We start from the raw sequence: 23,965 nt of genomic DNA, 5'->3' as shown, positions 1-23,965 counted from the left end.
ACGCGGGTCAGGCCGCGCCGCGGAGTCCGAGCATGGCGCGGGTCTCGTCCGGTGTGGCCACCCGGGCGCCGAGCTGCTCGATGATGCCGACGGCCTTCTCGGTGAGCTGGCCGTTGGTGGCCTTCACCCCGCGGCTGAGGTAGAGGTTGTCCTCCAGGCCCACCCGGGCGTGCCCGCCGAGCAGCACCGACTGCGCCACCCACGGCATCTGCTTGCGGCCGATGGAGAAGCTCGCCCACTGCGCGCCCTCCGGGAGCATGTTCACCATCGACAGGAGGACGCCCGGGTCCGAAGGCGCGCCGTAGGGGATGCCGGTGCACAGCTGGAACATCGTCGGGTCGTCGATCAGGCCCTCCGCGTGCATGGTCCTGGCGAACCACAGCTGGCCGGTGTCGAAGATCTCCAGCTCCGGACGGACCCCGAGCTCCTGGATGCGCCTGGCGCCCGCGCGCAGCATGTCCGGGGTGGAGATGTAGACATGACTGCCGTCGCCGAAGTTCAGGCTGCCGCAGTCCAGGGTGCAGATGTCGGGCAGCAGCTCCTCCACGTGCGGCAGGCGGTCCAGCCCGTTGACGAGGTCGGTGCCCTCCTCGAACCGGAGGGGGTCCTCCTGGCCGATCACCAGGTCGCCGCCCATCCCCGCGGTGAGGTTGATGACGATGTCGGTGCCGGTCTGGCGGATGCGGTCGACGACCTCCCGGTAGAGGGCGCCGTCCCGCGAGGGGGCGCCCGTCTCGGGGTCGCGGACGTGGATGTGCACCGCGCTGGCGCCGGCCCCGGCGGCCTCGACCGCGGCGGCGGCGATCTGCGCGGGCGTCACGGGGACGTGCTCGCTCCGGCCGACGGTGTCCCCCGCGCCGGTGAGGGCGCAGGTCAGGATGGGCTTGTGGTTCATGGTGTCGCTCACGGCGGTGCTCCGTCTCTCTGAGTGCGGTTTCTCGGGCTCGGACCGGGCGGGCCGTCGGGCGCCGGAAGGGGCGCGGTCGGGCCGTGCGGTCCGCAGGGGCGGGGCACCGGAGGGCTCAGTGCCCCAGGACGTCGCGGTCGATGACCGACCGCAGGGTGTCGCGCATGTGGTCGACGGATCGCCCGGGCATCCCGGTCATGACCTGGATCCCCAGGCCGTCGATGAGGGCGGTGAGGCGCCGGGTCATCTCCTCGACGTCGAAATCACCGAAGACCCCGCTCTCCTGCCCCTCCCGGAGGGTGCGGGCGATGGTCTCGTGCCAGCGCCGGTAGGAGGCGGCGTGCAGCTCCCGCATCTCGGGGTTCAGCGCCGCGGCCGTCCAGACCTGGAGCCAGATCGACCACTCCAGCCGCAGCCGGTCCGAACCGGGGAGCTGGAGCTCGATGAGCCGGAGAAGGCGCTCGTACGGGTCGCCGACGGTGTGCAGCCCCGCGACCTGGCGGTCGAACGCCTGCTTCACCGAGTGGCGCAGCGCCTCCACGAGGAGGTGTTCCAGGGTGGGGAAGTGGTAGTGGACGGTGGCGCTGGAGGTCCCGCAGGCCCGGGCCACCTGGGCGACGCGGACCGAGTGGTACCCGTGCTCGGCGATGAGTGTCCAGGCGGCCTCGATGATCTGGAGCTTGCGGTTGTGCTCCCGGGCGGCCCCCGGGTGGTCGGCCAGGCTCGCGGGCGGCGGCCTCACCGCCGACGAGTCGCGCGGCGCCGCGGAGACGGTCTCGGCGTCGTCCCGGCCGTTGAGCAGCCAGTTGACCGTCACCCCTGTCTCGTCGGCGATGCCCGCCAGCTCCAGGGCGGTGAAACGCCGGGTGCCGGTCAGGGACTTGGAGAGTTTGGTGGGGTCGATGCCGAGTCTGGCCGCGAACTGCCGCTGGGAGAGGCCGGATCGGCGGATCGCCTCGCGGGCCCTGCCGCGCACGTCGTCGGCCACGTTGTCGCTCACGGGGGAGAACGTAACAGCGATGTAGCGATTTTCGCAACGCGTGCATGGTTGCCACTTCGTTGTAGAAGCTCCGGCTTGACAGCGACGAACCCATGAAGCTCTTACTGCCATGCGCTTTCCGCGATCCGACGGCGGTCGGAGGGCGAGGTGAAGTGCAACGATGCGATAACCGACTGGTTGATTAGTCAAACGCAACACAGTAGTAACTGGATGGTCCGCGCCCTCGACCACGGAGGTGACCCGAGTCATCCGATGGAACATCGACAACAAAGTCTTCTGGCCCGCGCTGATCATGGTGCTCGGCTTCAGCGCGCCGTTCGTGATCGCGCCGAGGACGGGTGAACGCCTGCTCGGCGCCGTCCTGTCCCGGCTCCAGTCCGACCTGGGCTGGGCCTACATGTGGTTCGTCGCCGGGCTCGCGGTACTGCTCGTCTGGCTGGTCCTCAGCAGGTACGGCCGCATCAGGATGGGCGACCCCGACGACCGCCCCGAGTTCTCCACCCCCACCTGGCTCGCGATGATCTTCACCGCCGCGATCGGCGGCGGCCTCATGTACTGGGGGATCATCGAGTGGGCGCACTACCACGGGGCTCCCCCGTACCAGCTCGAACCGCACAGCACCGAGGCCGCCGAGTGGTCGGCGACCTACCCCCTCTTCCACTGGGGCCCCACCGCCTGGGCGGTCTTCTGCGTCCCCACCCTCGCCCTCGCCTACGCCTACCACGTACGCAGGGTCCGCCGCCTGCGCCTGAGCGAGGCGTGCCGCGGCGTGCTCGGCGACCGCGTCGACGGCTGGCCGGGGCGGGTGATCGACGTCTTCTTCATCCTCGGGATGATCGGCGCGGCGGGGACCTCGCTGGCCCTGGCCGTGCCCACCGTCGCGGAGGGCGCCTCCCGCATGCTGGGGGTCGAGCCGGGCGCCACGCTCAACACCGTCGTCATCGGCCTGTGGACCCTGCTGTTCGCCGGGAGCGTCGCCCTGGGCCTGCACCGCGGTCTGAAGCGCCTCGCCAACCTCAACCTCTACCTGGCCGCCGCTCTGGGCGCCCTGGTCCTGGCGGTGGGCCCGACGGTCTTCGTCATCGACACCTTCACCAACAGCGTCGGCCTGCTCGCCCAGAACATCGTGCGGATGAGCACCTACACCGACCCCGTCGGCGGATCGGGCTTCGAGGAGGTCTGGACCGTCTTCTACTGGGGCTGGTGGATCTCCTACGGGCCCTTCGTCGGCATGTTCTGCGCCAAGATCTCCAAGGGCCGCACCGTCAGGCAGATCATCGTCGGCATGTGCGGCTTCGGAAGCCTGGGCTGCTGGCTGTCGTTCGCGCTGCTCGGCAACTCCAGCATGGCGTTCGAGCTGCGGGGGGAGGCCCCCGTCGTCGAAACGCTGGAGACCGAGGGCGCGGTGTCCGCCATCTTCGCCACGCTGGAGGCGTTCCCGCTCAGCTGGGCCGTCACCCCGCTGTTCCTGCTGCTGTTGCTGGTCTTCCTGGCCACGACCCTGGACTCGGCGTCCTACACCATGGGAGCGGCCACCTCCCGCGACCTGCCGAACGAGGTCGAGCCCTCGCGGCCCAACCGCGTGCTCTGGGCCCTCGTCCTCGCGGCTGTGTCGGTCTCGGTGATGTCCGCGGGCGGAACCGACGCGTTGCAGACCCTGTCGGTCGTGACCGCCTTCCCGCTGATCGTCGTCCTGAGCCTGGTCGCCGCCTCCCTCGTGCGCTGGCTCCGGGAGCACGACCGCGACCGCTCCGGGGCCTCCGGCCCCGTCCGGGACGGCGAACCGGGGCCCGGGGACCGCACCGGCGCCTGAGCGCCGGCGCGCACCGCTCCCGCCCCGGCACGCGGTACCGGCGGGCCCCCGCCGTCCGCGCCCCCGTGCCGGGGACGGCATGCGTCCCCCGTGTCCCCGGCAGGGCCTGTCCCGGTCGGGCCTCCTGCGCGTGGTCCCCGCCTCTCGAGGGGAGGGGGACCGCGTCGTCGGCTCCGGCGCCCTCCGGGCGGACCGGCCCCGGAGACGGCCTCCCGGAAAGCTTCCGGGAGTACGGGCCCCGGAAACGCCGAAAGCCAGAGCCGAAGCTCTGGCCTTGGGTGATGCCGGTGGGCGATACAGGACTCGAACCTGTGACCTCTACCGTGTCGAGGTAGCGCTCTAACCAACTGAGCTAATCGCCCTCATCGGGGGATGAGGTACTGCGCACTGCGAGGCGGAGACGGGAATCGAACCCGTGTGCAGGGATTTGCAGTCCCTTGCCTCAACCACTCGGCCACTCCGCCAGGAAACGACATGGGGAACGTCGAGTGACACCCATGCGGGCCTCTCCGAGCGGACGACGGGATTCGAACCCGCGACCCTCACCTTGGCAAGGTGATGCTCTACCAGCTGAGCCACGTCCGCATGTGTGCCGGGCTGACGACCCGGCACCGGTACCGCTCCACCATCCGGAAATGGTGGAGCCGAACCGTTCGCGAGCGGACGACGGGATTCGAACCCGCGACCCTCACCTTGGCAAGGTGATGCTCTACCAGCTGAGCCACGTCCGCGCGGCGAGTGGTGGCGACCCCCGAGGTCTCCCTCGTGCGTGCCCCTCGCTGCGTTAAGAACTCTAGCGGATTCCCGGCCAAGCGCGAAATCGGATTCGGCGGGGCGCACGAGGGAACGCGCCCGCGCCCTGCCGTGGCAGGCCCTGCGGACGACCTGCCGCGGCGGCAGGAGTCAGTTCTCCACGTGTGCGGGCGTGGAGGGCATGTCGGGGCGGGGAGGCGCGGACAGGTACTGGCCGACCCGTTCGATGACCTTGTTCATCTCGTAGGCGATCAGGCCCACGTCGCTGTCGGAGTCGGACATCAGCGCCATGCACGCGCCCTCGCCCGCCGCGGCGACGAAGAGGAAGGCGCGGTCCATCTCGATGATGCTCTGGCGGATGTCGCCGGCGGAGAACTGCTTGCTCGCACCGCCCGCGAGGCTGTGCAGCCCCGAGGCGATGGCCGACAGGTGCTCGGCGGCGGGGCGGTCCAGGCCGCTGGAGGTGGCCATGAGGAGTCCGTCGGTGGACAGGACGATGGCGTGCTGTGTTCCGGAGGCGCGCGTGAGGAGGTCGTCCAGCAGCCAGCTGAGTTCTCCGCGGGCGGTGCTCGGTGGGGTCATGTCTCTCTTTGCTCTGTCGGTTGTCGGGGCGTGACGGGACACGCGCACCGGGGGTGCGGCAGGATCGGCCGGGAGGGAGAGTTCTGATCAGCTGCGACCGGTCCCGCATAAGCGTTGCCCAGATGATAGTCATTCGTAACTTATCTGTCCGGCCGACACGGTGGGTACCGGGTGGGCCGCGCTCCGAACCGAGGCGTGTGACCAGTCGCGATGGGCGGGTTCGGGCGGGTCCGTGACCGGACCGGAGGCCGGTGCCGGTCACTTCCCTTGCCAACCCGGAGGGGCGGCGGGTAGGGAGGTCCCGGGGCTCGGGGGCCTCCGAGGTGGGAGTATCGGGAAGACACCGGCCCGACCTGGGCACTTGAGAACTTGGGGGTTGGAATGAGGGTGTGGATCGCGGGTGCCGGGTACGGCCGCGGCGCCGTCGTCGACGAGAGCGAGGCGCGCATCCCCGCGCTCGACCACGGGATCACCGTGGGGGACGGGGTGTTCGAGACGGTCCGGTCCCGGAACGGTCGCCCGTTCGCGCTCACCCGCCACCTGCGGAGGCTGGCCCGCTCCGCCGCCGGCCTGGGGATGGCCGAGCCGGACCTGGAGCTGATCGCCGACGGCGTCGGCCTGGCCGTGGCCGCCAACCCCGAGCTGACCGACGCCCGTGTGCGCATCACCGTGACCGACGGAGCGGGGCCGCTGGGCTCGGACCGCTCGCCGGGCGAGCAGACCGTCATCGTGGCGCTGGGCCCCTTCCCGGGGATCCCGCCGCACACGGACGTGGCGCTGGCCCCCTGGCCGCGCAACGAGTTCGGCGCCCTGGCGGGCCTCAAGACCACCTCCTACGCGGACAACGTGCGGGCCCTGGCCCACGCCAAGGAGAGGGGCGCGAGCGAGGCGGTCTTCCGCAACGTGAGCGGGAACCTCTGCGAGGGCACCGGCAGCAACGTCTTCGTGGTGCTCGACGGGGTCCTGGTCACCCCGCCCCTGTCGGCGGGGCCGCTGGCGGGCATCACCCGGGAGCTGGTCCTGGAGTGGTTCGGCGGGGAGGAGGCCGACGTGCCCATGGAGCGCCTGCCGGACGTCTCCGAGGCGTTCCTGACCTCCACCGGGCGCGACGTCCAGCCGATCCTGCACATCGACGGCAGGCAGGTCTCTCCCGGGGCCGGCCCGGTGACGGCCAAGGCCATGGCGGTGTTCGCGGAGCGCTCCGCCGCCGACCTCGACCCGTGACGGGCGGCGGGCCGGACCGGGGGCGGTGCGGCGGGCCCTGCGCCCCCTGAGGCGGGGCTCCGGCACGACGGAGGGGCGGCGCTCCGTGCGCCGCCCCTCCGTCGTGTCAGGGGTCCCTGGGTTCCGTACGGGGCCTCAGGAGTGGAGGTGCTGCTGGATCTCCTCGTCGAGGTCCACGAACTGGGCCTCCTGGCCCGCGGGCACGATCTCGTAGGTCCTGTGCAGGAACTCCGCCAGCGGGGAGACCTGGGTGTCGAACTCCGCCTGGCCGAAGGGCGAGGAGAGCGCGATGCTCACGCTGCGCTCGCCGCTCTCGTCCTTGGAGGGCCACACGCGCACGTCGCCCTCGCCCACGGGGCGCACGATGCCGACGGTGAGGAGTTCGCGCGCGAAGATCCACTCGACGGGGTTGTCCTCGCCGGTGTGGAACGCGACCCGGATCGCGTAGGGGTCGTCCGAGCTGTAGTCCAGCCGCGCGACCAGCGGAACCGAGGTGCGTTCGGGAACCACGAGCCGCAGGCCCAGCTCGGCGGTGGCAGTGGTGTCGCTACTGTTCATGTTCGCCAAACCTTTTCTCGTCCGGCCCTGCTCGTTGCGGCGCGGGTCGGTTGCCGTCTCACCCGCTCCAACGCGGCTTCCCGCGGAACATGACGTGAGTACGGAGACTTTCTTGGTCGGATGGGACCGGAGGTCTCGCTGCCCGCCCAGCGGGCCCAGCTCGCCGCAACGCGGCTCCACGATCCTTCGTCACTGTAATGACCAGGAGAAACCAAAGATTTCCCCATGTCGGGTGGTCCGCGTCACGCGGAGGTAATGTCGCGGCGGTACTCGACGGGGCCACGGGGGCGGGAACTCCTTCTCAGGGCGGGAATCACCACCGACAGAAGACACTCCCACGAACCCGCCGGTAGTAACGTGTGACCTCTGTCACAGGTTGGTGGGTCCGCCGGGCGGGCCGTGTGCGTCGAGCACCCCCGAACATGCGCTAAAGTTTTTCTTGTCCGGCCGAGAGGGCGGGCAGCGCAGCAGTTCAGGGCGATTAGCTCAGTTGGCTAGAGCGCGTCGTTCACACCGACGAGGTCACTGGTTCGAGTCCAGTATCGCCCACAGCTGGGGAGGGCCGGATCCGCGTGAAGCGGATCCGGCCCTCCCTCTTTTCGTCGTGTCCGTATCACGGGCGGGGCAAGGGCCCGCGCCCGGCGGCGGACCCACGTCTATTCGTGCGGCGGGGTGCAGGGCAGCGCGCGCCGCCGCCTCCGGTCCCGCCGCTCCCGGAACCGGCGGAAGGCCTCGTCCCTGAGGCGCATCCCCAGCTGCTCGGCGCGAAGGAACCACACGCGCGCGGGGCGTACGAGCCTCTGGGCCCACCGGAACTCGGTGCTGAAGATGACCAGCCCCAGGATGACCGACGCCAGCCCCGGGCCGGGGATCACCATCATCAGGAGCCCGGCGAGGACCACCAGCGTGCCGACCGTGCCGACGAGGATGCGCCAGGGCAGGTGCAGCGCCGGGTGGGTGTGCATACGTCTGCGGAAGAGGCGGAGCCTGGCCCGCAGCCGTCGCCACCGCCTCGCGTGGGCACGGCGGGAGGGGGATGTCTCCGGGGCCGGTGGGCCGGTCGGTGGGCTCGGTGACATGCGCTCACAGTATTCGGTCGCAGAGACTGGGTGTATTCGGGTCCGCGGTGGCCGGTGGTCGGATGTCTGCTGATTCTCACCGATCTCGAACCCCGGATCAATGGTCTTTGGTATGGCTGTGGACAGCTTCCTGAAAGGTGACGTTCTTTGACAGAACGTCTTCCCGGGGGGAGAGGATTCCCTTCTGTCACCGTTCCCCCGGGATGTGGTGGCACCGGGCGGCCTGGGCGGACACGGCCGAATTCCCCGACCGAATCACCGGGGGCGGAGCCGCTCCGGGGTGCGCCTCCGGGGCCGCGCGGCGGCCCGGGAAGAGGGCGCGCGGGCCCCGGGCGCACGCCGTCGGACCTGTGGACGGCCGGGGCGGAGCCACCCCGGAGCCGATAGCATCGGGGGGAAAACGCCTGGCCGCCCCACGGGGCGGTCGGTACGCGTTAGACCGCGATCCACGTCCTTAGGAGTCACCGTGTCCGCCGCGCCTGAGCTGCACATCACCCTCGCCGGAACCCCGCGTGCGGTGGCGGCCACCACTACGGCGGGGCAGGCACTGGAGGCCGACGGCAGGACCGTCGTCGCGGCGCTCGTCAACGGCGAGCCGCGCGACCTGGACCGGGAGCTGCACGAGGGCGACGTCGTCGAGCCGATCGCGATCGACTCCGACGAGGGCCGGGCGATCCTGCGCCACTCCACCGCGCACATCCTCGCGCAGGCGGTCCAGGAGCTCTTCCCGGAGGCCCGGCTGGGCATCGGCCCGCCCGTCGAGAACGGCTTCTACTACGACTTCGACGTCGCCGAGCCGTTCACCCCCGCCGATCTCAAGGGCATCGAGAAGAAGATGCAGCAGATCATCAAGCAGGGGCAGCGCTTCGACCGCCGCGTCGTCACCGAGGAGGGCGCGCGGGCCGAGCTGGCCACCGAGCCCTACAAGCTGGAGCTGATCGGCCTCAAGGGCGGCGCCACGGAGGCCGCCGAGGGCGCCGGGGTCGAGGTGGGGGCCGGCGAGCTCACCATCTACGACAACGTCCACCCGCGCACCGGCGAGCAGTGCTGGAAGGACCTGTGCCGCGGGCCGCACCTGCCCACCACCAGGGCCGTCCCCGCGTTCAAGCTCATGCGCACCGCCGCCGCCTACTGGCGCGGCAAGGAGACCAACCCGCAGCTCCAGCGCGTCTACGGCACCGCCTGGGAGACCAAGGAAGCCCTCAAGGACTACCTGACCTTCCTGGAGGAGGCCGAGAAGCGGGACCACCGCAAGCTCGGCGCGGAGCTGGACCTGTTCTCCATCCCGGACGAGATCGGCTCCGGCCTCGCCGTCTTCCACCCCCGGGGCGGCATCATCCGCCGGGTGATGGAGGACTACTCGCGCAAGCGGCACGAGGAGAGCGGCTACGAGTTCGTCTACTCCCCGCACGCCACCAAGAGCACCCTGTTCGAGAAGTCGGGGCACCTGGACTGGTACGCGGACGGCATGTACCCCCCCATGAAGCTCGACGGCGGCCAGGACTACTACCTGAAGCCGATGAACTGCCCGATGCACAACCTGATCTTCGACGCGCGCGGGCGCTCCTACCGGGAGCTGCCGCTGCGCCTGTTCGAGTTCGGCACCGTGTACCGGTACGAGAAGTCGGGCGTGGTGCACGGCCTGACCCGGGCCCGGGGCTTCACCCAGGACGACGCCCACATCTACTGCACCGAGGAGCAGATGGCGGACGAGCTCGACTCGCTGCTGACCTTCGTGCTGGAGCTGCTGCGCGACTACGGCCTGGACGACTTCTACCTGGAGCTGTCCACCAAGGACCCGGAGAAGTACATCGGGGACGACGCGGTCTGGGACACGGCCACCGCCACCCTGCGCGAGGCCGCCGAGAAGCAGGGGCTCGAACTGGTCATGGACCCGGGGGGCGCCGCCTTCTACGGCCCCAAGATCTCGGTCCAGGCCAAGGACGCCATCGGCCGCACCTGGCAGATGTCCACGATCCAGCTGGACTTCAACCTGCCCGAGCGCTTCGACCTGGAGTACACCGCCCCGGACGGCTCCCGCCGGCGGCCGGTGATGATCCACCGCGCCCTGTTCGGCTCCATCGAGCGGTTCTTCGCCGTCCTGCTGGAGCACTACGCGGGCGCCTTCCCCGCCTGGCTGGCCCCGGTGCAGGCGGTGGGCATCCCCATCGCGGACGAGCACGTGCCCTACCTCCAGGAGGTCGCGGCCAAGCTGCGCGCCGAGGGCATCCGCGTCGAGGTGGACGCCGGGGACGACCGCATGCAGAAGAAGATCCGCAACGCCCAGAAGCAGAAGGTGCCCTTCATGCTGCTGGCCGGAGACGAGGACATCAGCAAGGGCGCGGTGTCCTTCCGCTTCCGGGACGGCTCGCAGAACAACGGCGTGCCGGTCGACGAGGCCGTGGCCGAGATCGTCGCCGCCGTCCGCGAGCGCCGGTAGGGCGCCGCCGCGCCGCCGGGGAGAGGACCCGGACGGCGCCGGACGCGCACGGCAGAGCGCCCACCCGGTCCTCCGGGTGGGCGCTTCCCCGTTCCGCCCGTCGCCGCGGCGACGGGGTCAGCGCTGCTCTCGCGGCGCCGTGGACTCGTCGTCGTCGCGGAAGAGGTCCGCGCGGGAGATGCGCGCGGTCGCGTTGGGGTCCGGGGCGTTCTGCTCCTCCTCGTCGTCGCGGAAGAGGTCCGCGCGCGAGATGCGGTGCGTCGAGTTGGGGTCGCTCATGAGGGTTGCTACTCCTAATTGCTTCGGGGCACAGCGGATCTTATCCGTCTCCTGCGGGGGAGTCCGCCTGCTCAGGTTCGGGTGCAGGGAGCCGTGACCCCGGTCAGGGGCCCGCGGGGTGCCGCTTCCACGCCTCCGCGGGGATGCGCTCCACCATGTCGATCAGGTAGTCGGCGGCGGTGAGGGACCGGTCGGGGTCCAGGCGCATGGCGGCCCAGGTGAGGACGTAGTCGCCGCTGAAGCGTACCGGCAGCGACCGCGACCGCGGATCCGAGAGCAGCCACGCGGTCATGGCGCGGTCGAGGACGGCCCGGGCGAACCCGGTGTCGCCGACGGCGTGGAAGGCCCTGTCGAAGGCGTCGTCGGACGGCGTGAGGCGGTCCCTGCGGCGGATCTCCAGCTCGGCGTTGGGGCCGGGGGTGCGGACCGCGACGATCCGGTAGGCCTGGCGGCCCCCGGCCGCGCCGTGCCTCGGCTTGTGGGTGTGCTCGAAGATGACGACCGGGTGCCGGCCGCGGCGCCCGGAGAGGACGTGCTGGACGCGCGGGTGGGGGCCGTTGGTGGAACGCGGCAGGACCGCTTCGCCCAGCGGGGCCGGCTGGTGCTCGGCGTAGGTCCACCCGTGCTCGCGGGCCCAGACGCGGAGCTCCGCGACGCGTTCCTTGCGAAAGTGCGCGGCGACCGCGATCGCGCCGGCCGACACCACGACGACGACCAGAGCGATCACAGGCAGGGCGCCTTCCATCCGGTGTCTCCTCCGGCTGGGGAACGTGGGGCGGCCGAGGACCCGAGGGGCCCGCTGTGGCGGGCCGGGCCTTCCGGGCCCGGAAAGCAAGGGACCCGCTCTGGCCGTACGGGTCCATTCTGTGCTCATTGCTGTTACTTGTCACCCCTTGGTGTTGTTCCCCGGTGACCCGCGGAGTTCACGTACCCGTGGAGCTGTCCCCATACCCTCCCGAAACATGCGGAGCACCGCCGAAAGTACATGCGAGACCCCGGCCGCGACCTGCGCGAAAGCCCGCGGCCGCCGCGTCCGCGGACATTCCCGGGACCCGGCCGGCGCGCTTTCTCCGAATTCGACAGAACTGCCGGTGATTCAATAGGCACTCAGGGTGAGAATTGTCCGGAACCGGTCACGGGGCCCGTCCGTGAAGCGCGGCCCGAAACGCCGTTCCCCGGGGAGCGGCACGGTCCGCCGGACGCCGCGGCGGGTCCCCGGCGGTCGCGCCGCGGGGCGCCGGAGCCGCCCTCCCGGCCCGCGCGCCCCCGCGCGACACTCCCGCCGTGCCGTCGCGGACACGCGCCCGTTTTGTGGCACACCTCGCATGGAGCCGGGGCCGTGCAGGGGGACCACGGGCACTTTTTGTGGGGTTCCCACAACACAGCAGATCCGCCATGGGCGATTCGGGACATTGCTGTACCCGGTGGCGATCGAGCAAGGTATAGATAGGTGGAGGCGACGCTCCGGGCTTTGGAGGTCGCCTTCTGTGCGTGGGTACTTGGGAGGCTCAACCGGTGTTCAGTCGTGTCGCCATCGTCAACCGTGGAGAGGCCGCGATGCGCCTCATCCACGCAGTTCGGGATCTTTCCGCGGAGATCGGGACGCGGATCGAGACGGTCGCCCTCTACACCGACGCCGACCGCAACGCGACCTTCGTCCGCGAGGCGGACATCGCCCACTCGCTGGGCCCGGCCTCGGCGCGCCCCTACCTCGACCACGCCGTCCTGGAGCGGGCCCTGGTCGAGACCGGGGCCGACGCCGCCTGGGTCGGCTGGGGCTTCGTCGCCGAGGACCCGGCCTTCGCGGAGCTGTGCGAGAAGATCGGCGTCACCTTCGTCGGGCCGAGCGCGGAGGCGATGCGCAGGCTCGGTGACAAGATCGGCGCCAAGCTCATCGCCGAGGAGGTCGGCGTCCCCGTCGCCCCCTGGAGCCGCGGCGAGGTCGCGACACTGGAGGACGCCCTGCGCGCCGGCGACGAGATCGGCTACCCGCTGATGCTCAAGGCGACCGCGGGCGGCGGCGGGCGGGGCATCCGCATGGTCGCCTCGGGCGAGGACCTGGCCGAGGCCTACGAGCGCACCAGCCAGGAGGCGCTGCGCGCCTTCGGCTCCGGCGTCGTCTTCCTGGAGCGCCTGGTCACCGGCGCCCGGCACGTCGAGGTCCAGGTCATCGCCGACGGCCAGGGCACCGCGTGGGCGCTGGGCGTCCGCGACTGCTCGGTGCAGCGGCGCAACCAGAAGGTCATCGAGGAGTCCGCCTCCCCCGTCCTGGGCCCGGAGCAGACCGCGGAGCTCAAGGCCTCCGCCGAACGCCTCGCCGTGGCCGTCGGCTACCGGGGCGCCTGCACCGTGGAGTTCCTCTACCACCCGGGCGAGAAGCTGTTCGCGTTCCTGGAGGTCAACACCCGGCTCCAGGTCGAGCACCCGATCACCGAGATCACCACCGGCACCGACCTGGTCCGGCTGCAGCTGCAGGTGGCGAGCGGGGAGCGGCTGGACGGCGTCCAGCCCGCAGAGACCGGACACGCCGTCGAGGCCCGCCTCAACGCCGAGGACCCCGACCGCGACTTCGCCCCCGCCCCCGGCCGCATCGCCCGCCTGATCCTGCCCGCCGGGCCCGGCATCCGCGTCGACACCGGTGTCAGCGAGGGCGACACCATCCCGGCCGACTTCGACTCGATGATCGCGAAGATCATCGCCTACGGCCGCGACCGCGAGCAGGCGCTGGCCCGCCTGCGCCGCGCGATGGCCGAGACCACCGTCATCATCGACGGCGGCGCGACCAACAAGGGCTTCGTCGTCGACCTGCTCGACCAGCCCGAGGTGATCGACGCCAGCGCCGACACCGGCTGGATCGACAGGGTGCGCGCCGAGGGCCGCCTGACCAGCCACCGGCACGCCGCCGTCGCCCTGGCGGCCGCCGCGATCGAGGCCTACCAGGACGAGGAGGACGTCAGCCGCCGGCGGCTGCTGTCCAGCGCCCACGGCGGCCGTCCGCAGGTGCAGCACGAGAGCGGCCGCCCGCTGGACCTCAAGCTCCGCGGGGTGGGCTACCGCGTCGCCGTCGCCCGTGTCGGCCAGAGGCGCTTCCGCGTCGGGGTCTCCGGCGGCGGCGACGTGCACCCGGCGGACGTCGAGGTCGAGCGCTTCGACGAGCACAGCGGCCGCATCGTCGTCAACGGCCGCCGCTTCCGGCTGGTGACGGCCACCCACGGGCCGATCCACCTGGTGGAGGTCGACGGGGTCACCCACCGGATCAGCCGCGACGAGGGCGGCGTCGTGCGCTCGCCCGCGCCCGCGCTGGTCGTGTCGACGCCCTTGGCCGTCGGTGACGAGGTCGAGCAAGGCGCGCCCATCCTGGTGCTGGAGAGCATGAAGATGGAGACGGTGCTGCGCGCACCGTTCCGCGCCCGGGTGCGCGAGTGCCCGGTGGCGGTGGGCAGCCAGGTCGAGTCCGGCGCCCCGCTGATGCGCCTGGAGCCCCTCGCGGACGAGGGCGCGGAGGACGGCGCCGCGGCCACCGCCGAGACCGCCGAGATCGAGCTCCCCGCGGAGCCCGAGGCGGTGTCCGCGGCCGAGCGGGTCGAGCGCGGACTCCAGGACCTGCGCAGCCTGCTGCTCGGCTTCGACGTGGACCCCCACGACCGCCGGCGCGTGTTGTCGGACTACCTGGCCGCGCGGGCCGAGCTGGGCGGGCGGCCGGTCGAGGGCGAGCTGGACCTGATCACGGTGTTCGCCGACCTGTCCGAGCTGAGCCGCAACAAGCCGGCCGGTGACACCGAGACCGAGCCGCGCAGCCCCGTGCACAGCCCGCGCGAGTTCTTCCACAGCTACCTCCAGAGCCTGGACGTCGAGCGGGCCGGGCTCCCCGAGAGCTTCCGGACCAAGCTCCGCACGGTCCTCGCCCACTACGGCATCACCGACCTCGACCGCACGCCCGAGCTGGAGGCCGCGGTCTTCCGGATCTGCCTGGCGCTCCACCGGATGCCGACCGACGTCGCGGTCGTGTCGGAGCTGCTGCGCCGGTGGCTGGCCGGGCCACTGCCCCTGGAGGCGCTGGGCGAGCGGGCCGGACGCGCCCTGGAACACCTCGTCGAGGCCACGCAGGTGCGCTTCCCCGCGGTGTCCGACCTCGCCCGCGGAGTGGTGTTCCGCTGGTTCGCCCAGCCGCTGCTGCGCCGCAACCGCGCCGAGGTCTACGCCTCCGTGCGCGACGGGCTGCGCTACCTGGACCGCAACCCGGACGCGCCGGACCGCGCGGAGCGGATCCAGACCATGGTGGCCAGCGCCGAACCGCTGGTCAGGCTGATCGGCCAGCGGATCGGGCGGCCCGGCCGCGACCACGCGCCGCTGCTGGAGGTCCTGACCCGCCGCTACTACGGCAACCGGGGGCTGTCCGACGTCGCGGTTCGGGAGGCCGCGGGCTGCCGGTTCGTCACCGCCGACCACACCGGCCACGACGGGGCGACGCGCCTGGTGACCACCGCGGTCGACATCGCCTCCCTGCCCGACGCCGTCGGGGCGGTCGGCGGCTTCGCCGCCGACGCCGCCGGGCGCGGCCTGGTGGCCGACCTCTACGTCACGTGGGACGGCCAGCCGGACGCCGACGAGATGGCGGTGCGGCTCGGACGGACCCTCGCCGAGCACCCGCTCCCCGAGGGCGTCCGCCGGATCACCACCACCGTCGCGGGCACCAGCGGCGCGGTGATGCACCACCACTTCACCTTCCGGCCCGGCGACGACGGCCTCACCGAGGACCGGCTGATCCGCGGGCTGCACCCGCAGATCGCCCGCCGCCTCCAGCTGCAGCGGCTGCGCGAGTTCGACCTCACGCGCCTGCCGTCGGCCGACGAGGAGATCTACCTCTTCAAGGCCGTGGCGCGCGGCAACCCGGCCGACGAGCGCCTCATCGCGATGGGGCAGGTCCGCGACCTGACGCCGCTGCGCGACGCCGACGGCCGCCTCGTCGCACTGCCCGTGGTGGAGGACACGATCGCGGGCTGCCTGGACGCGATCCGCAACATCCGGGCGCAGGGGCCGCAGAACCGGCGCTTCGACACCAACCGGATCATGATGTACGTCTGGCCGGCGACCGAGCTGACCCCCGAGGAGCTCGACACGCTGGTCCAGCGCATCCTGCCCACCACGGAGGGGGCCGGACTGGAGGAGGTCCAGTTCGTCGCCCGCCAGCGCACCGCCGAGGGCGAGTTGACCGAGGTCGCCGTGCGGATCACCCTCGACCCGGGCCACGGCGCGCGCATGCACGTCGACAAGCCCTCGACCGAACCGGTGCCGCCGCTGGACGACTACCGCCAGAAGGTGCTGCGCGCGGCCCGCCGCGGCACCACCTACCCGTACGAGCTGACCGGCCTGCTCGCCGGCCCGGAGGGCCGCTTCGTCGAGCACGACCTCGACGAGCACGGCGTTCTCGCGCCGGTGGACCGGCCCAGGGGAGGGAACACCGCGGCGATCGTCGCGGGCGTCGTCACGACGCCCACCGCGCGGCACCCCGAGGGCGTCACCCGCGTCGTGCTGCTCGGTGACCCCACCAAGGCGCTGGGCGCGCTGTCGGAGCCGGAGTGCAGGCGGGTCATCGCCGCGATCGACCTGGCCGAGCGGATGCGGGTACCCCTGGAGTGGTTCGCGCTCTCCGCGGGCGCGCGCATCTCGATGTCCTCGGGAACCGAGAACATGGACTGGGTCGCGGCCGCCCTGAAGCGGATCGTCACCTACACCCAGGACGGCGGCGAGATCAACATCGTGGTCGCGGGCATCAACGTCGGCGCGCAGCCGTACTGGAACGCCGAGGCGACGATGCTCATGCACACCAAGGGCATCCTCGTGATGACGCCGGACTCGGCGATGGTGCTCACCGGCAAGCAGTCGCTGGACTTCTCCGGCGGCGTGTCGGCCGAGGACAACTTCGGCATCGGCGGCTACGACCGCGTGATGGGGCCGAACGGCCAGGCCCAGTACTGGGCGCCCAACCTGCCGGCCGCCCGGGACGTGCTGATGGCGCACTACGACCACACCTACGTGGTCCCGGGAGAGGGAGCGCCGCGCAAGGCGGACACGGTCGACCCGGTCGACCGCGACGTCTCGGACTTCCCGCACGAGATCGACGGCAGCGACTTCACCACGGTCGGCCAGATCTTCTCCGTCGAGCACAACCCGGACCGCAAGAAGCCGTTCGACATCCGCACGGTGATGCGCGCCCTCTCCGACCAGGACCACCTGGCGCTGGAGCGCTGGGCGGGGATGGCCGACGCCGACACGTCGGCGGTCCAGGACGTGCACATCGGCGGCTGGCCGGTCTGCCTGATCGGTATCGAGTCGCGGTCGGTGGCACGGCGCGGCTTCCCGCCCACCGACGGGCCGGACACCTACACCGCGGGCACGCTGTTCCCGCGGTCGTCGAAGAAGACCGCGCGGGCGATCAACGCGGCCTCCGGCAACCGGCCGCTGGTCGTGCTGGCCAACCTGTCCGGGTTCGACGGTTCCCCGGAGTCGATGCGCAACCTCCAGCTGGAGTACGGCGCCGAGATCGGCCGGGCGATCGTGAACTTCGACGGGCCCATCGTGTTCTGCGTGATCTCCCGCTACCACGGCGGCGCGTTCGTGGTGTTCTCCAAGGCGCTCAACCCGAACATGACGGTGCTGGCCCTGGAGGGCTCCTACGCCTCCGTGCTCGGCGGCGCCCCCGCGGCGGCCGTGGTGTTCTCCGGCGAGGTGAACAAGCGGACGGCGAACGACCCGAGGGTGACGGAGCTGCACGCCCGGGTCTCGGCGGCCGACGCCGCCGAGCGGGCGGCGCTGAGCGCCCGTCTGGCCGAGGTGCAGTCCGCGGTCCGGGCGGAGAAGGTCGGTGAGGTCGCCGCGGAGTTCGACGCGGTGCACAGCATCCAGCGCGCCGTCGAGGTCGGCTCGGTGGACGCGATCATCAGCGCCGCCGAACTGCGGCCGAGGATCATCGAGGCCATCGAGCACGGCATGAAGCGCTGACGTGCCGAGGGACCGGCCGTGCGGGGGCACGGCCGGTCCCGGCGTTCCCGGGGCCGGGAGGGCTCAGGGCCAGGTGACGACCACCCGGGTGTGGCGCTTGTCGATGACGAACCCGTCCGGGAGCGCCCGGTCGGGGGTGCCGGTCGGGTGGACGGTGAGGACCGGGCCCGGACCGGACCGGTGGTCGCGGTCCCAGTCCCGCATCCGTCCCGCGAGCCGGGCCGCGAGGTCCCCGGCACGGCGCCCGTGCGCGTGGACGACGAACTCCGAACGCCCCGTCCCGGCGCCCGCGTGCCCGGGCGCGCCCAGGTAGGCGAAACCGCCGTCCTCCGCCAGTGCGGGAGTGCCCGTGGTCCAGGCGGGACGGACCAGGCCGCGGGCGACGGCCTGCGGCGTGGCGGTGAGCAGGCAGAAGCCCGGAAGGGCGGTGGCCAGCCACAGGTCCGGTCCGGTGAAGGGGTCGGCGGGGCCGGGTACGACCCCCGAGCGCAGGTCCACCCGCGGGGAGGCCGCCGCGTCCGCCAGGGCCGCCGCGTCGGGAGCCGGCCCGTCCTCGACGAGCAGGCCCACCTCGTCGCCGTGCAGCGGCACGCGGAGCACGGCGCTCTCGCCCGCCCCCTGCATCGGCACGAACCCGCACGGTTCATCGGACCGGCTCACGAGGTGGCCGCCGTCCGGTTCCAGGGCGAGGGAGCGGGTGAGGCCGCGCAGGCGGAGCGGCGCGACGATCCGGCCGCCCCGGGCCAGCTGTCCGGGCCACGCGGGCGGGATGTCCCAGGTCCCGACGGTGACGACGATCCGGTCGAAGGGCGCGCGGTCGGGGAGGCCGAACTCGCCGTCCGCGAGGACGACGTCCACCCGGCCGTGGCCCGCCCCGTCCAGAGCGGAGCGGGCCCGGGCGGTGACGCCGGGGTCGATGTCGACGGTGGTGACCGAGCCCGCGGGGCCGACCAGTTCGCTGAGCAGGGCGGCGTTGTAGCCGCCCGAGCCGATCTCCAGGACGCGGTGGCCCGGTTCGACCCGGAGCTGGTCGAGCATCGTGGCGACCATGGCCGGCTGGGAGACCGAGCTCGTGGGGAGCCCCGCGGAGTCCGTCCTGGTGACGACGGGGATGTCGGCGTAGGCCCGATCCAGGGACCGGCCGGGGAGGAAGAGGTGGCGGGGCACCGTCCGCAGGGCGGCCTCGACCCGGGGCGACAGGGGGCGGCCGAGCCGCGCGCTCCGGGCCGCGATCTGGTCCACCAGGGCCTCGCGCAGGCGTTCGGGGGTGTTCGCGTCGTCGTCCACCGGGTCCTCCTCCGCGGCCGGGGCGAGGGGCTGGACTCCCATGATGGCACCTCCTCCGCGACCGGCCCCGGACCTCCAGGGCACGGGCGGCCGGGCACGGCGTCGGCCGGGGAGGCGCCGGGGGGCCGCCCCGCGGTGACGGGCCGGGCGTCAGATCACGGGCGCGTCGACCTGTGCCCGCGGGGCGGGGCGACGGTGCGCGGGCCGCGGGGGGAGGCCGGCGGGGGAGGACAGCGCCGGGTCGCGGGCGAGGATCTGGCCGTGCAGCCGTTCCAGCTCGGGGCTCGGGTCCACCCCCAGCTCCTCCACCAGACGGGCGCGCATGGTCCGGTACGCGGCGAGCGCCTCGGCGCAGCGGCCGTCGCGGTACAGGGCCGTCATCTGGAGGCCCCAGAGGCGTTCGTGCAGCGGGTGGGAGCCGATCACCGGGTACAGCCGCGCGAGGACCTCGGTGTGCCGCCCCTGGGAGAGGTGGATGTCCATGAGGGTCTCGAAGCAGGTGAGCCGCTGTTCGTCCAGGTGCGTGTGGGTGAGCGCCAGGTCGCCGTCGAGCGGCGTGTCCTGGAGGGTGGCGCCGCGCCACAGGCCGAGCGCCTCCTCCAGGGTCCGCGCGGCCTCGGCCGGCCGCCCCTCCTCGAGCGTGCGCAGCCCCCGCCGCAGCATGGCGGCGAAGACGGCGGAGTCCAGCTCGTGCTCCCCGACCCGGATGCGGTAGCCCTCCCCGCTGGTCTCGATGCGGTCGATCCGCTGCCGCAGCTGCGAGACGTAGGTCTTGAGGTTGCCCCGGGCGGAACGGGGCGGATCTTCGCCCCAGACGTTGTTGATCAACTGCACGCAGGGGACCGCCGTATTCGCGCGCACGAGGAGGGCGGCGAGGAGTTGCCGGTGCTTTTTGCGGTTGATCGGTATGGAATTACCGGAATCGTCCATGACTTCGAGCGGACCGAGCAATCTGAAGTCCATGAGTATCTCTGATCGTCGTCGTTCCGGCGCGCCGCCATGAAACAGGACTGTCGGCCGTAGTGCCGATTCTTCTCACGTTCTGACCCGCCCGGTGGTGCGCAAACAGGCCATGTCCGATGGTGTGCGAAGAGTAACACGGGGTCACGATCGGCAGTCGTGAATGGCCGGTCCCGGCCGTCCGGGCCTCGAATCCTACGGCATTCGGCCTGTCCGTAAAAGAGCTCCGCGGGCCGGGTGGAGAAATGAATCCGGAGTGAACCCCCGGTGTACCCGCCGGTGGTTGTCTGTCGATTGCCATCCAGGCGCACACCGAGAAAGGAACCGAACATGGTCAGCATGATCGCGTCGCTGGGCGATCGAATACTCCGGTCGGTCGTTCCGCAGGTCAGGGTCGAGGCGGCCGCCTGCGGTCCGTGGAGGGACTCGCACTGCAACCGCTGCGGCTTCTTCTGGACCAACAAGGTCCAGTACCAGAAGCGCACGTGCGGCAGCGAGACCCAGGTGCGCGAGCTGGACTGCGGCACCTGCTAGTCGGGCCGCCCCGTCCGGGGCGCCGACCCGGTGGCGGGGCCCCGCTCCGCCACCCCCGTCCGGTGCGCAACGAGGAGGTACGTCGTGGTCTTCGTGGTCGTCGCAGTGGCCCTGGTCGGCGCACTGGGGATCCTGAACCTGTTGTTGGCGATCGGGGTGGTGCGCAGGCTGCGGGAGCACACCGCACTGCTGGAGGGGCGTCCGGGGGCGGCCGACGACGACCTCCCCGCGTCGGCGGCCCCCGTCGGGACCCGGGTCGGCGCGTTCCGGGCACGCTCCACCCTGGGCTCCGAACTCGTCTTCGAGGAGACGGCCGTCCCCCTCCTGGTGGCCGTCCTGTCCCCCGACTGCTCCCCGTGCCGTGAACGCCTGCCCCTCGTCCTCGACCACGCCGCCCGGTATCCGGGCGAGCGGGTCCTCGCCGTGGTGATCGAGGAGGGCGGGCTCGAGGCCGAGATGGTCGCCCTGCTGGAGCCGGCCGTGCCGGTGGTGGTCGAACCCTGGGACGGTGGGCTGCCCCGCCTCCTCGACGTCCGGGGGACCCCCTGCTTCGTGACGGTGGTCGGGGGCGTGGTGGCGGCCACCAGCGTCTTCGCGCCCCGGCCCGGCGGCGTGGCCCTCGGCCCGGCGGCCGGGTGAGCGATGGAGGACACGCACGGGCGGCACGGGAACGGCCGGCGCCAGGTCGCCGCGGGCCTCCCCCCCGCGGTCCGGCTCGTGTGGGGTGCGGGCCGCTGGTGGGCGCTCGGCCTGACGGCGCTGGCCGTGACGGCGGGCGCGGTACCGGTCGCCAACGCCTGGCTCATGCGCACGGTGCTCAACGACCTCGCCGTGGGCGCGGCGCCGGCGGCCGTCCTCGCCGCGGCCGCCGCGCTGGCGGTCCTCGGAATCGCGACGGCCGTGACCACGGCGCTGCAGGTGTACGCCGAGGACGAGCTGGGCCGCAGGGTCGGCCTCCACGCGGACGACCGCCTGTTCACGGCCGTCAACCGGCTCCCCGGCCTCGGACGGTTCGAGGACCCGGCCTTCCTCGACCGCCTGCGGCTGGCGGCCGACAACGGCGGGCAGACCCCGGTGCAGGTCCTCCAGGCCGCTCTCGGCCTGGTCGCCGGGCTCGTGACGGTCCTCGGCTTCGTCGGCTCCCTCGTGGTGATCCACCCGGTGCTGGCCGGGGTCGTCCTCCTCGGGACCCTGCCCGCGCTGTGGGGGCAGCTCGGGCTGTCGCGCAGACGGGCCGCCATGATCTGGAGGCTGGGCCCGGTCGAGCGCAGGGAGCTGTTCTACCGCGACCTGATGTCGAGCGCCGAGGCCGCGAAGGAGATCCGCCTCTTCGGGCTCGGCGACATGCTCCGCGGGCGCATGCTGACCGAACGGCGCAGGGCCAACGACGAGAACCGGCGCATGGACCGGCGCGACATGTCCGTCCAGGTCGCCGCCGGACTCCTGTCCGCCCTGATCTCCGGCGGGGGGCTGGTGTGGGTGGTCCTCCGGGCGGACGCCGGCTCGGGGGCCGTGGGGGACGTGGCGCTGTACATCGCCGCGGTCGGCGCGGTGCAGCAGGGGATGGCGGGCATGATCTCGCTCCTGGCCCAGGCCCACCAGCGCCTGCTCCTGTTCACCCACTACCGCGACGTCGTCGCGGTCGAACCGGACCTGGCCGCCGGGACGGGCGGGGTCGGCCCGCTGACCGGCCGTATCGAGCTGCGCGACGTGTGGTTCCGCTACACCCCCGACCAGCCCTGGGTCCTGCGGGGCGTGGACCTGGACATCCCGGCGGGGACGGCCCTGGGCCTGGTGGGGCTCAACGGGTCGGGCAAGAGCACCCTCGTCAAGCTGCTGTGCCGGTTCTACGACCCCGACCGCGGCACCATCGCCTGGGACGGGACCGACATCCGCGACGTCGACCCCGCTGTCCTGCGCGAGCGGATCGGCGCCGTGTTCCAGGACTACATGACCTATGACATGACCGCCGCCGAGAACATCGGGCTGGGCGACCGGTCCCGGGCCGGGGACCGTGCGGCGATCGAGGCCGCGGCCCGCCGAGCGGGAGTCCACGACGCGGTCGCCGCCCTCCCCCACGGGTACGACACGCTCATCACCCGGATCTTCTACCAGGGGGACGGGAGCGAGCAGGGGGTCGACCTCTCCGGCGGGCAGCAGCAGCGGATCGCGATCGCCCGCGCCCTGCTCCGCGAGGAGCGGGACCTGCTCATCCTCGACGAGCCCAGCGCCGGGCTGGACGCGGAGGCCGAGTACGAACTGCACACGCGGCTCAGGGAGCAGCGCCGGGGCCGCACCAGCCTCCTGGTCTCCCACCGGCTCGGCGCCCTGCGCGACGCGGACCGCATCGTCGTGCTCGACGGCGGGACGATCGCCGAGTCGGGGACGCACGGGGAGCTGATGGCGGCGGACGGCGTGTACGCCCGGCTGTTCTCGATCCAGGCCGAGGGGTACCGCCGGGACGAGGGCGATCGTGAGGACGAGAGGCGTCGCCGGGACGAGGAGGCCCCGTGCTGACCGCGATCGGCGCGGCGGTCGCGCTCGCCCTCCCGGCCGCTGCGCTGGGGGCGCTCCTGTGGGTCCGCGCCAGGGTCTTCGTCGCGGTGGTGTCGGGGGAGAGCATGCTTCCCACGCTCCGCCACGGGGACCGGATGCTCTCCGCGCGTACGCACAGGGGCACGGTGATCGCCCCGCGCCAACTCGTGGTCCTGAGCGATCCGCAGACCCCGGTGATCCGTGACGAGCGCAACCGGCGCAGGCCCAACTACCTGGTCAAACGGGTGGCGGCGGTGGCCGGTGACCCGCTGCCCCGAGGCGTCGCCGGCGACGAGGGGGGCGGGACCGTGCCGGAGGGCTTCGTGGTGGTCCTGGGCGACAACCGCGACAGCAGTCTCGACTCGCGCGGGTTCGGACCGGTCCCGGTGAGCCGTGTCGTCGGAACCGTACTGCGCCGGTTGGAGGGATGACGCCGATGCCGTGGGACCACCTGCTGCCCGGCGCGGCGGCCCTGCTCGCGACGGTCTTCGCCGTCTCGGCGTTCGGCAAGGCCCGGGACCCCCGCGGCTTCGCCGCGTCGCTGGAACCGCTGCGACCGGTCCCCGCAGGAGTGCTGCCCCTCGCGACGTGGTCCGTCCCCGCGGCGGAGGCCGCCGTGGTCGCGGCCTTCGGGGGCTGGGCGTTGGGGGCCGAACAGCTGGGCCGGGTCGCCTTCGCAGGCTCGTTCGCCCTGCTGTGCGTGTTCACGGTGGTGATCGTGTCGTCCCTTCGGCGCGGGCCGTCGGCGCGCTGCCACTGCTTCGGGAGGCCGGGGGCGGTCTACGCGCCGCGCCACGTGGCGCGCAACGCCGTGCTGGGCGCCGTCGCCGCGGCGGGGGCGCTGGCCCCGGGCCCGGCGGCGGCGCCCGAGCCGGCCGGTGTGCTGCTGGCCGTTCTGGCGGGGGGCGTCGCCGGGGTCCTCGTCGTCGTCATGGACGACATTGTGGACCTGTTCGCCCCGGCAGCCCGGCCGCGCCGCGGGTAGCGGCCGGCCGGGCGCCCGGGCGTCGCA

Annotated in this window: 18 protein-coding genes and 5 tRNA genes; 10 read left to right on the top strand and 13 right to left on the bottom strand. The window is 72.5% G+C overall.

What is annotated here, in order from left to right; genetic code table 11:
* Positions 1-7 precede the first annotated feature (7 nt).
* On the bottom strand, positions 8-907 hold the full coding sequence (locus ACFQBR_RS11600; RefSeq protein ID WP_267948757.1) for a beta-keto acid cleavage family enzyme: 900 nt from the start codon (positions 905-907) through the stop codon (positions 8-10).
* A gap of 115 nt (positions 908-1,022) precedes the next feature.
* Entirely contained in the window at positions 1,023-1,907 is an 885-nt protein-coding gene (locus ACFQBR_RS11595; RefSeq protein ID WP_344184918.1) for a TetR/AcrR family transcriptional regulator, read from the bottom strand.
* A 235-nt stretch (positions 1,908-2,142) separates the two neighbouring features.
* On the opposite strand from ACFQBR_RS11595, the gene ACFQBR_RS11590 reads away from it, so the two are divergent.
* Positions 2,143-3,720, top strand: coding sequence for a BCCT family transporter (locus ACFQBR_RS11590; RefSeq protein ID WP_344184919.1), 1,578 nt, complete (start codon positions 2,143-2,145; stop codon positions 3,718-3,720).
* Positions 3,721-4,008: 288 nt separating this feature from the next.
* Here ACFQBR_RS11590 and ACFQBR_RS11585 read toward each other — a convergent pair.
* The 5 genes from ACFQBR_RS11585 to ACFQBR_RS11565 all read right to left on the bottom strand — a co-directional run bounded on the left by ACFQBR_RS11585 (position 4,009) and on the right by ACFQBR_RS11565 (position 5,055).
* Positions 4,009-4,082: transfer RNA gene (locus tag ACFQBR_RS11585), tRNA-Val, on the bottom strand.
* Positions 4,083-4,112: 30 nt separating this feature from the next.
* Positions 4,113-4,184, bottom strand: a tRNA-Cys gene (locus tag ACFQBR_RS11580).
* A 48-nt stretch (positions 4,185-4,232) separates the two neighbouring features.
* A tRNA-Gly gene (locus tag ACFQBR_RS11575) sits at positions 4,233-4,305 on the bottom strand.
* 73 nt (positions 4,306-4,378) lie between these two features.
* Positions 4,379-4,451, bottom strand: a tRNA-Gly gene (locus ACFQBR_RS11570).
* A gap of 172 nt (positions 4,452-4,623) precedes the next feature.
* The gene (locus ACFQBR_RS11565; protein ID WP_267948760.1) at positions 4,624-5,055 is read right to left on the bottom strand and encodes a roadblock/LC7 domain-containing protein; all 432 of its coding nucleotides are present in this window, start codon (positions 5,053-5,055) and stop codon (positions 4,624-4,626) included.
* Positions 5,056-5,436: 381 nt separating this feature from the next.
* Here ACFQBR_RS11565 and ACFQBR_RS11560 point away from each other — a divergent pair, with 381 nt between their 5' ends.
* On the top strand, positions 5,437-6,279 hold the full coding sequence (locus tag ACFQBR_RS11560; protein ID WP_344184920.1) for an aminotransferase class IV: 843 nt from the start codon (positions 5,437-5,439) through the stop codon (positions 6,277-6,279).
* A gap of 135 nt (positions 6,280-6,414) precedes the next feature.
* On the opposite strand, the gene ACFQBR_RS11555 is transcribed toward ACFQBR_RS11560, so the two are convergent.
* On the bottom strand, positions 6,415-6,837 hold the full coding sequence (locus tag ACFQBR_RS11555; protein ID WP_267948762.1) for an SsgA family sporulation/cell division regulator: 423 nt from the start codon (positions 6,835-6,837) through the stop codon (positions 6,415-6,417).
* A gap of 475 nt (positions 6,838-7,312) precedes the next feature.
* On the opposite strand from ACFQBR_RS11555, the gene ACFQBR_RS11550 reads away from it, so the two are divergent.
* Positions 7,313-7,386, top strand: a tRNA-Val gene (locus tag ACFQBR_RS11550).
* Positions 7,387-7,493: 107 nt separating this feature from the next.
* Here ACFQBR_RS11550 and ACFQBR_RS11545 read toward each other — a convergent pair.
* Positions 7,494-7,802 (bottom strand): PGPGW domain-containing protein, encoded by a 309-nt coding sequence (locus tag ACFQBR_RS11545; protein ID WP_344184921.1) that lies wholly within the window; start codon positions 7,800-7,802, stop codon positions 7,494-7,496.
* Between the two features lie 580 nt (positions 7,803-8,382).
* Between ACFQBR_RS11545 and thrS the strand changes: the two genes are divergently transcribed.
* The gene (gene thrS / locus ACFQBR_RS11540) at positions 8,383-10,356 is read left to right on the top strand and encodes a threonine--tRNA ligase (protein ID WP_267948764.1); all 1,974 of its coding nucleotides are present in this window, start codon (positions 8,383-8,385) and stop codon (positions 10,354-10,356) included.
* A 117-nt stretch (positions 10,357-10,473) separates the two neighbouring features.
* On the opposite strand, the gene ACFQBR_RS11535 is transcribed toward thrS, so the two are convergent.
* Both ACFQBR_RS11535 and ACFQBR_RS11530 read right to left on the bottom strand, forming a co-directional pair.
* On the bottom strand, positions 10,474-10,635 hold the full coding sequence (locus tag ACFQBR_RS11535) for a hypothetical protein (protein WP_267948765.1): 162 nt from the start codon (positions 10,633-10,635) through the stop codon (positions 10,474-10,476).
* 103 nt (positions 10,636-10,738) lie between these two features.
* Positions 10,739-11,380, bottom strand: coding sequence for a type III secretion system chaperone family protein (locus ACFQBR_RS11530; protein ID WP_267948766.1), 642 nt, complete (start codon positions 11,378-11,380; stop codon positions 10,739-10,741).
* Positions 11,381-12,150: 770 nt separating this feature from the next.
* Between ACFQBR_RS11530 and ACFQBR_RS11525 the strand changes: the two genes are divergently transcribed.
* Entirely contained in the window at positions 12,151-17,637 is a 5,487-nt protein-coding gene (locus ACFQBR_RS11525; protein WP_378553188.1) for an ATP-binding protein, read from the top strand.
* 63 nt (positions 17,638-17,700) lie between these two features.
* Here the strand turns inward: ACFQBR_RS11525 and fxlM are convergent, their stop codons facing one another.
* Positions 17,701-18,966, bottom strand: a complete 1,266-nt coding sequence (fxlM, locus tag ACFQBR_RS11520) for a methyltransferase, FxLD system (RefSeq protein WP_344185395.1) — start codon at positions 18,964-18,966, stop codon at positions 17,701-17,703.
* A gap of 108 nt (positions 18,967-19,074) precedes the next feature.
* Positions 19,075-19,887: an AfsR/SARP family transcriptional regulator gene (locus tag ACFQBR_RS11515; RefSeq protein WP_378553184.1), complete on the bottom strand. Its 813-nt coding sequence runs from the start codon at positions 19,885-19,887 to the stop codon at positions 19,075-19,077.
* A gap of 327 nt (positions 19,888-20,214) precedes the next feature.
* Here ACFQBR_RS11515 and ACFQBR_RS11510 point away from each other — a divergent pair, with 327 nt between their 5' ends.
* From ACFQBR_RS11510 to ACFQBR_RS11490, 5 genes are all read left to right on the top strand, one after another.
* Entirely contained in the window at positions 20,215-20,418 is a 204-nt protein-coding gene (locus ACFQBR_RS11510; RefSeq protein ID WP_267948770.1) for a hypothetical protein, read from the top strand.
* An 84-nt stretch (positions 20,419-20,502) separates the two neighbouring features.
* On the top strand, positions 20,503-21,057 hold the full coding sequence (locus ACFQBR_RS11505) for a TlpA family protein disulfide reductase (RefSeq protein ID WP_344185397.1): 555 nt from the start codon (positions 20,503-20,505) through the stop codon (positions 21,055-21,057).
* Between the two features lie 3 nt (positions 21,058-21,060).
* Positions 21,061-22,935, top strand: coding sequence for an ABC transporter ATP-binding protein (locus ACFQBR_RS11500; protein WP_378553180.1), 1,875 nt, complete (start codon positions 21,061-21,063; stop codon positions 22,933-22,935).
* Positions 22,929-23,384 (top strand): S26 family signal peptidase, encoded by a 456-nt coding sequence (locus ACFQBR_RS11495; RefSeq protein WP_267948773.1) that lies wholly within the window; start codon positions 22,929-22,931, stop codon positions 23,382-23,384. Before ACFQBR_RS11500 ends, ACFQBR_RS11495 begins: the two co-directional genes overlap by 7 nt.
* A 5-nt stretch (positions 23,385-23,389) precedes the next feature.
* The gene (locus tag ACFQBR_RS11490; protein ID WP_378553178.1) at positions 23,390-23,938 is read left to right on the top strand and encodes a MauE/DoxX family redox-associated membrane protein; all 549 of its coding nucleotides are present in this window, start codon (positions 23,390-23,392) and stop codon (positions 23,936-23,938) included.
* The last annotated feature ends 27 nt before the right edge of the window (positions 23,939-23,965 follow it).

It is taken from the genome of Nocardiopsis tropica (assembly GCF_042660575.1).
Lineage (GTDB): Bacteria > Actinomycetota > Actinomycetes > Streptosporangiales > Streptosporangiaceae > Nocardiopsis > Nocardiopsis tropica.
The sequence above is the reverse complement of the archived record's forward strand: the minus strand, read 5'-3'. Positions and strand labels throughout refer to the sequence as shown.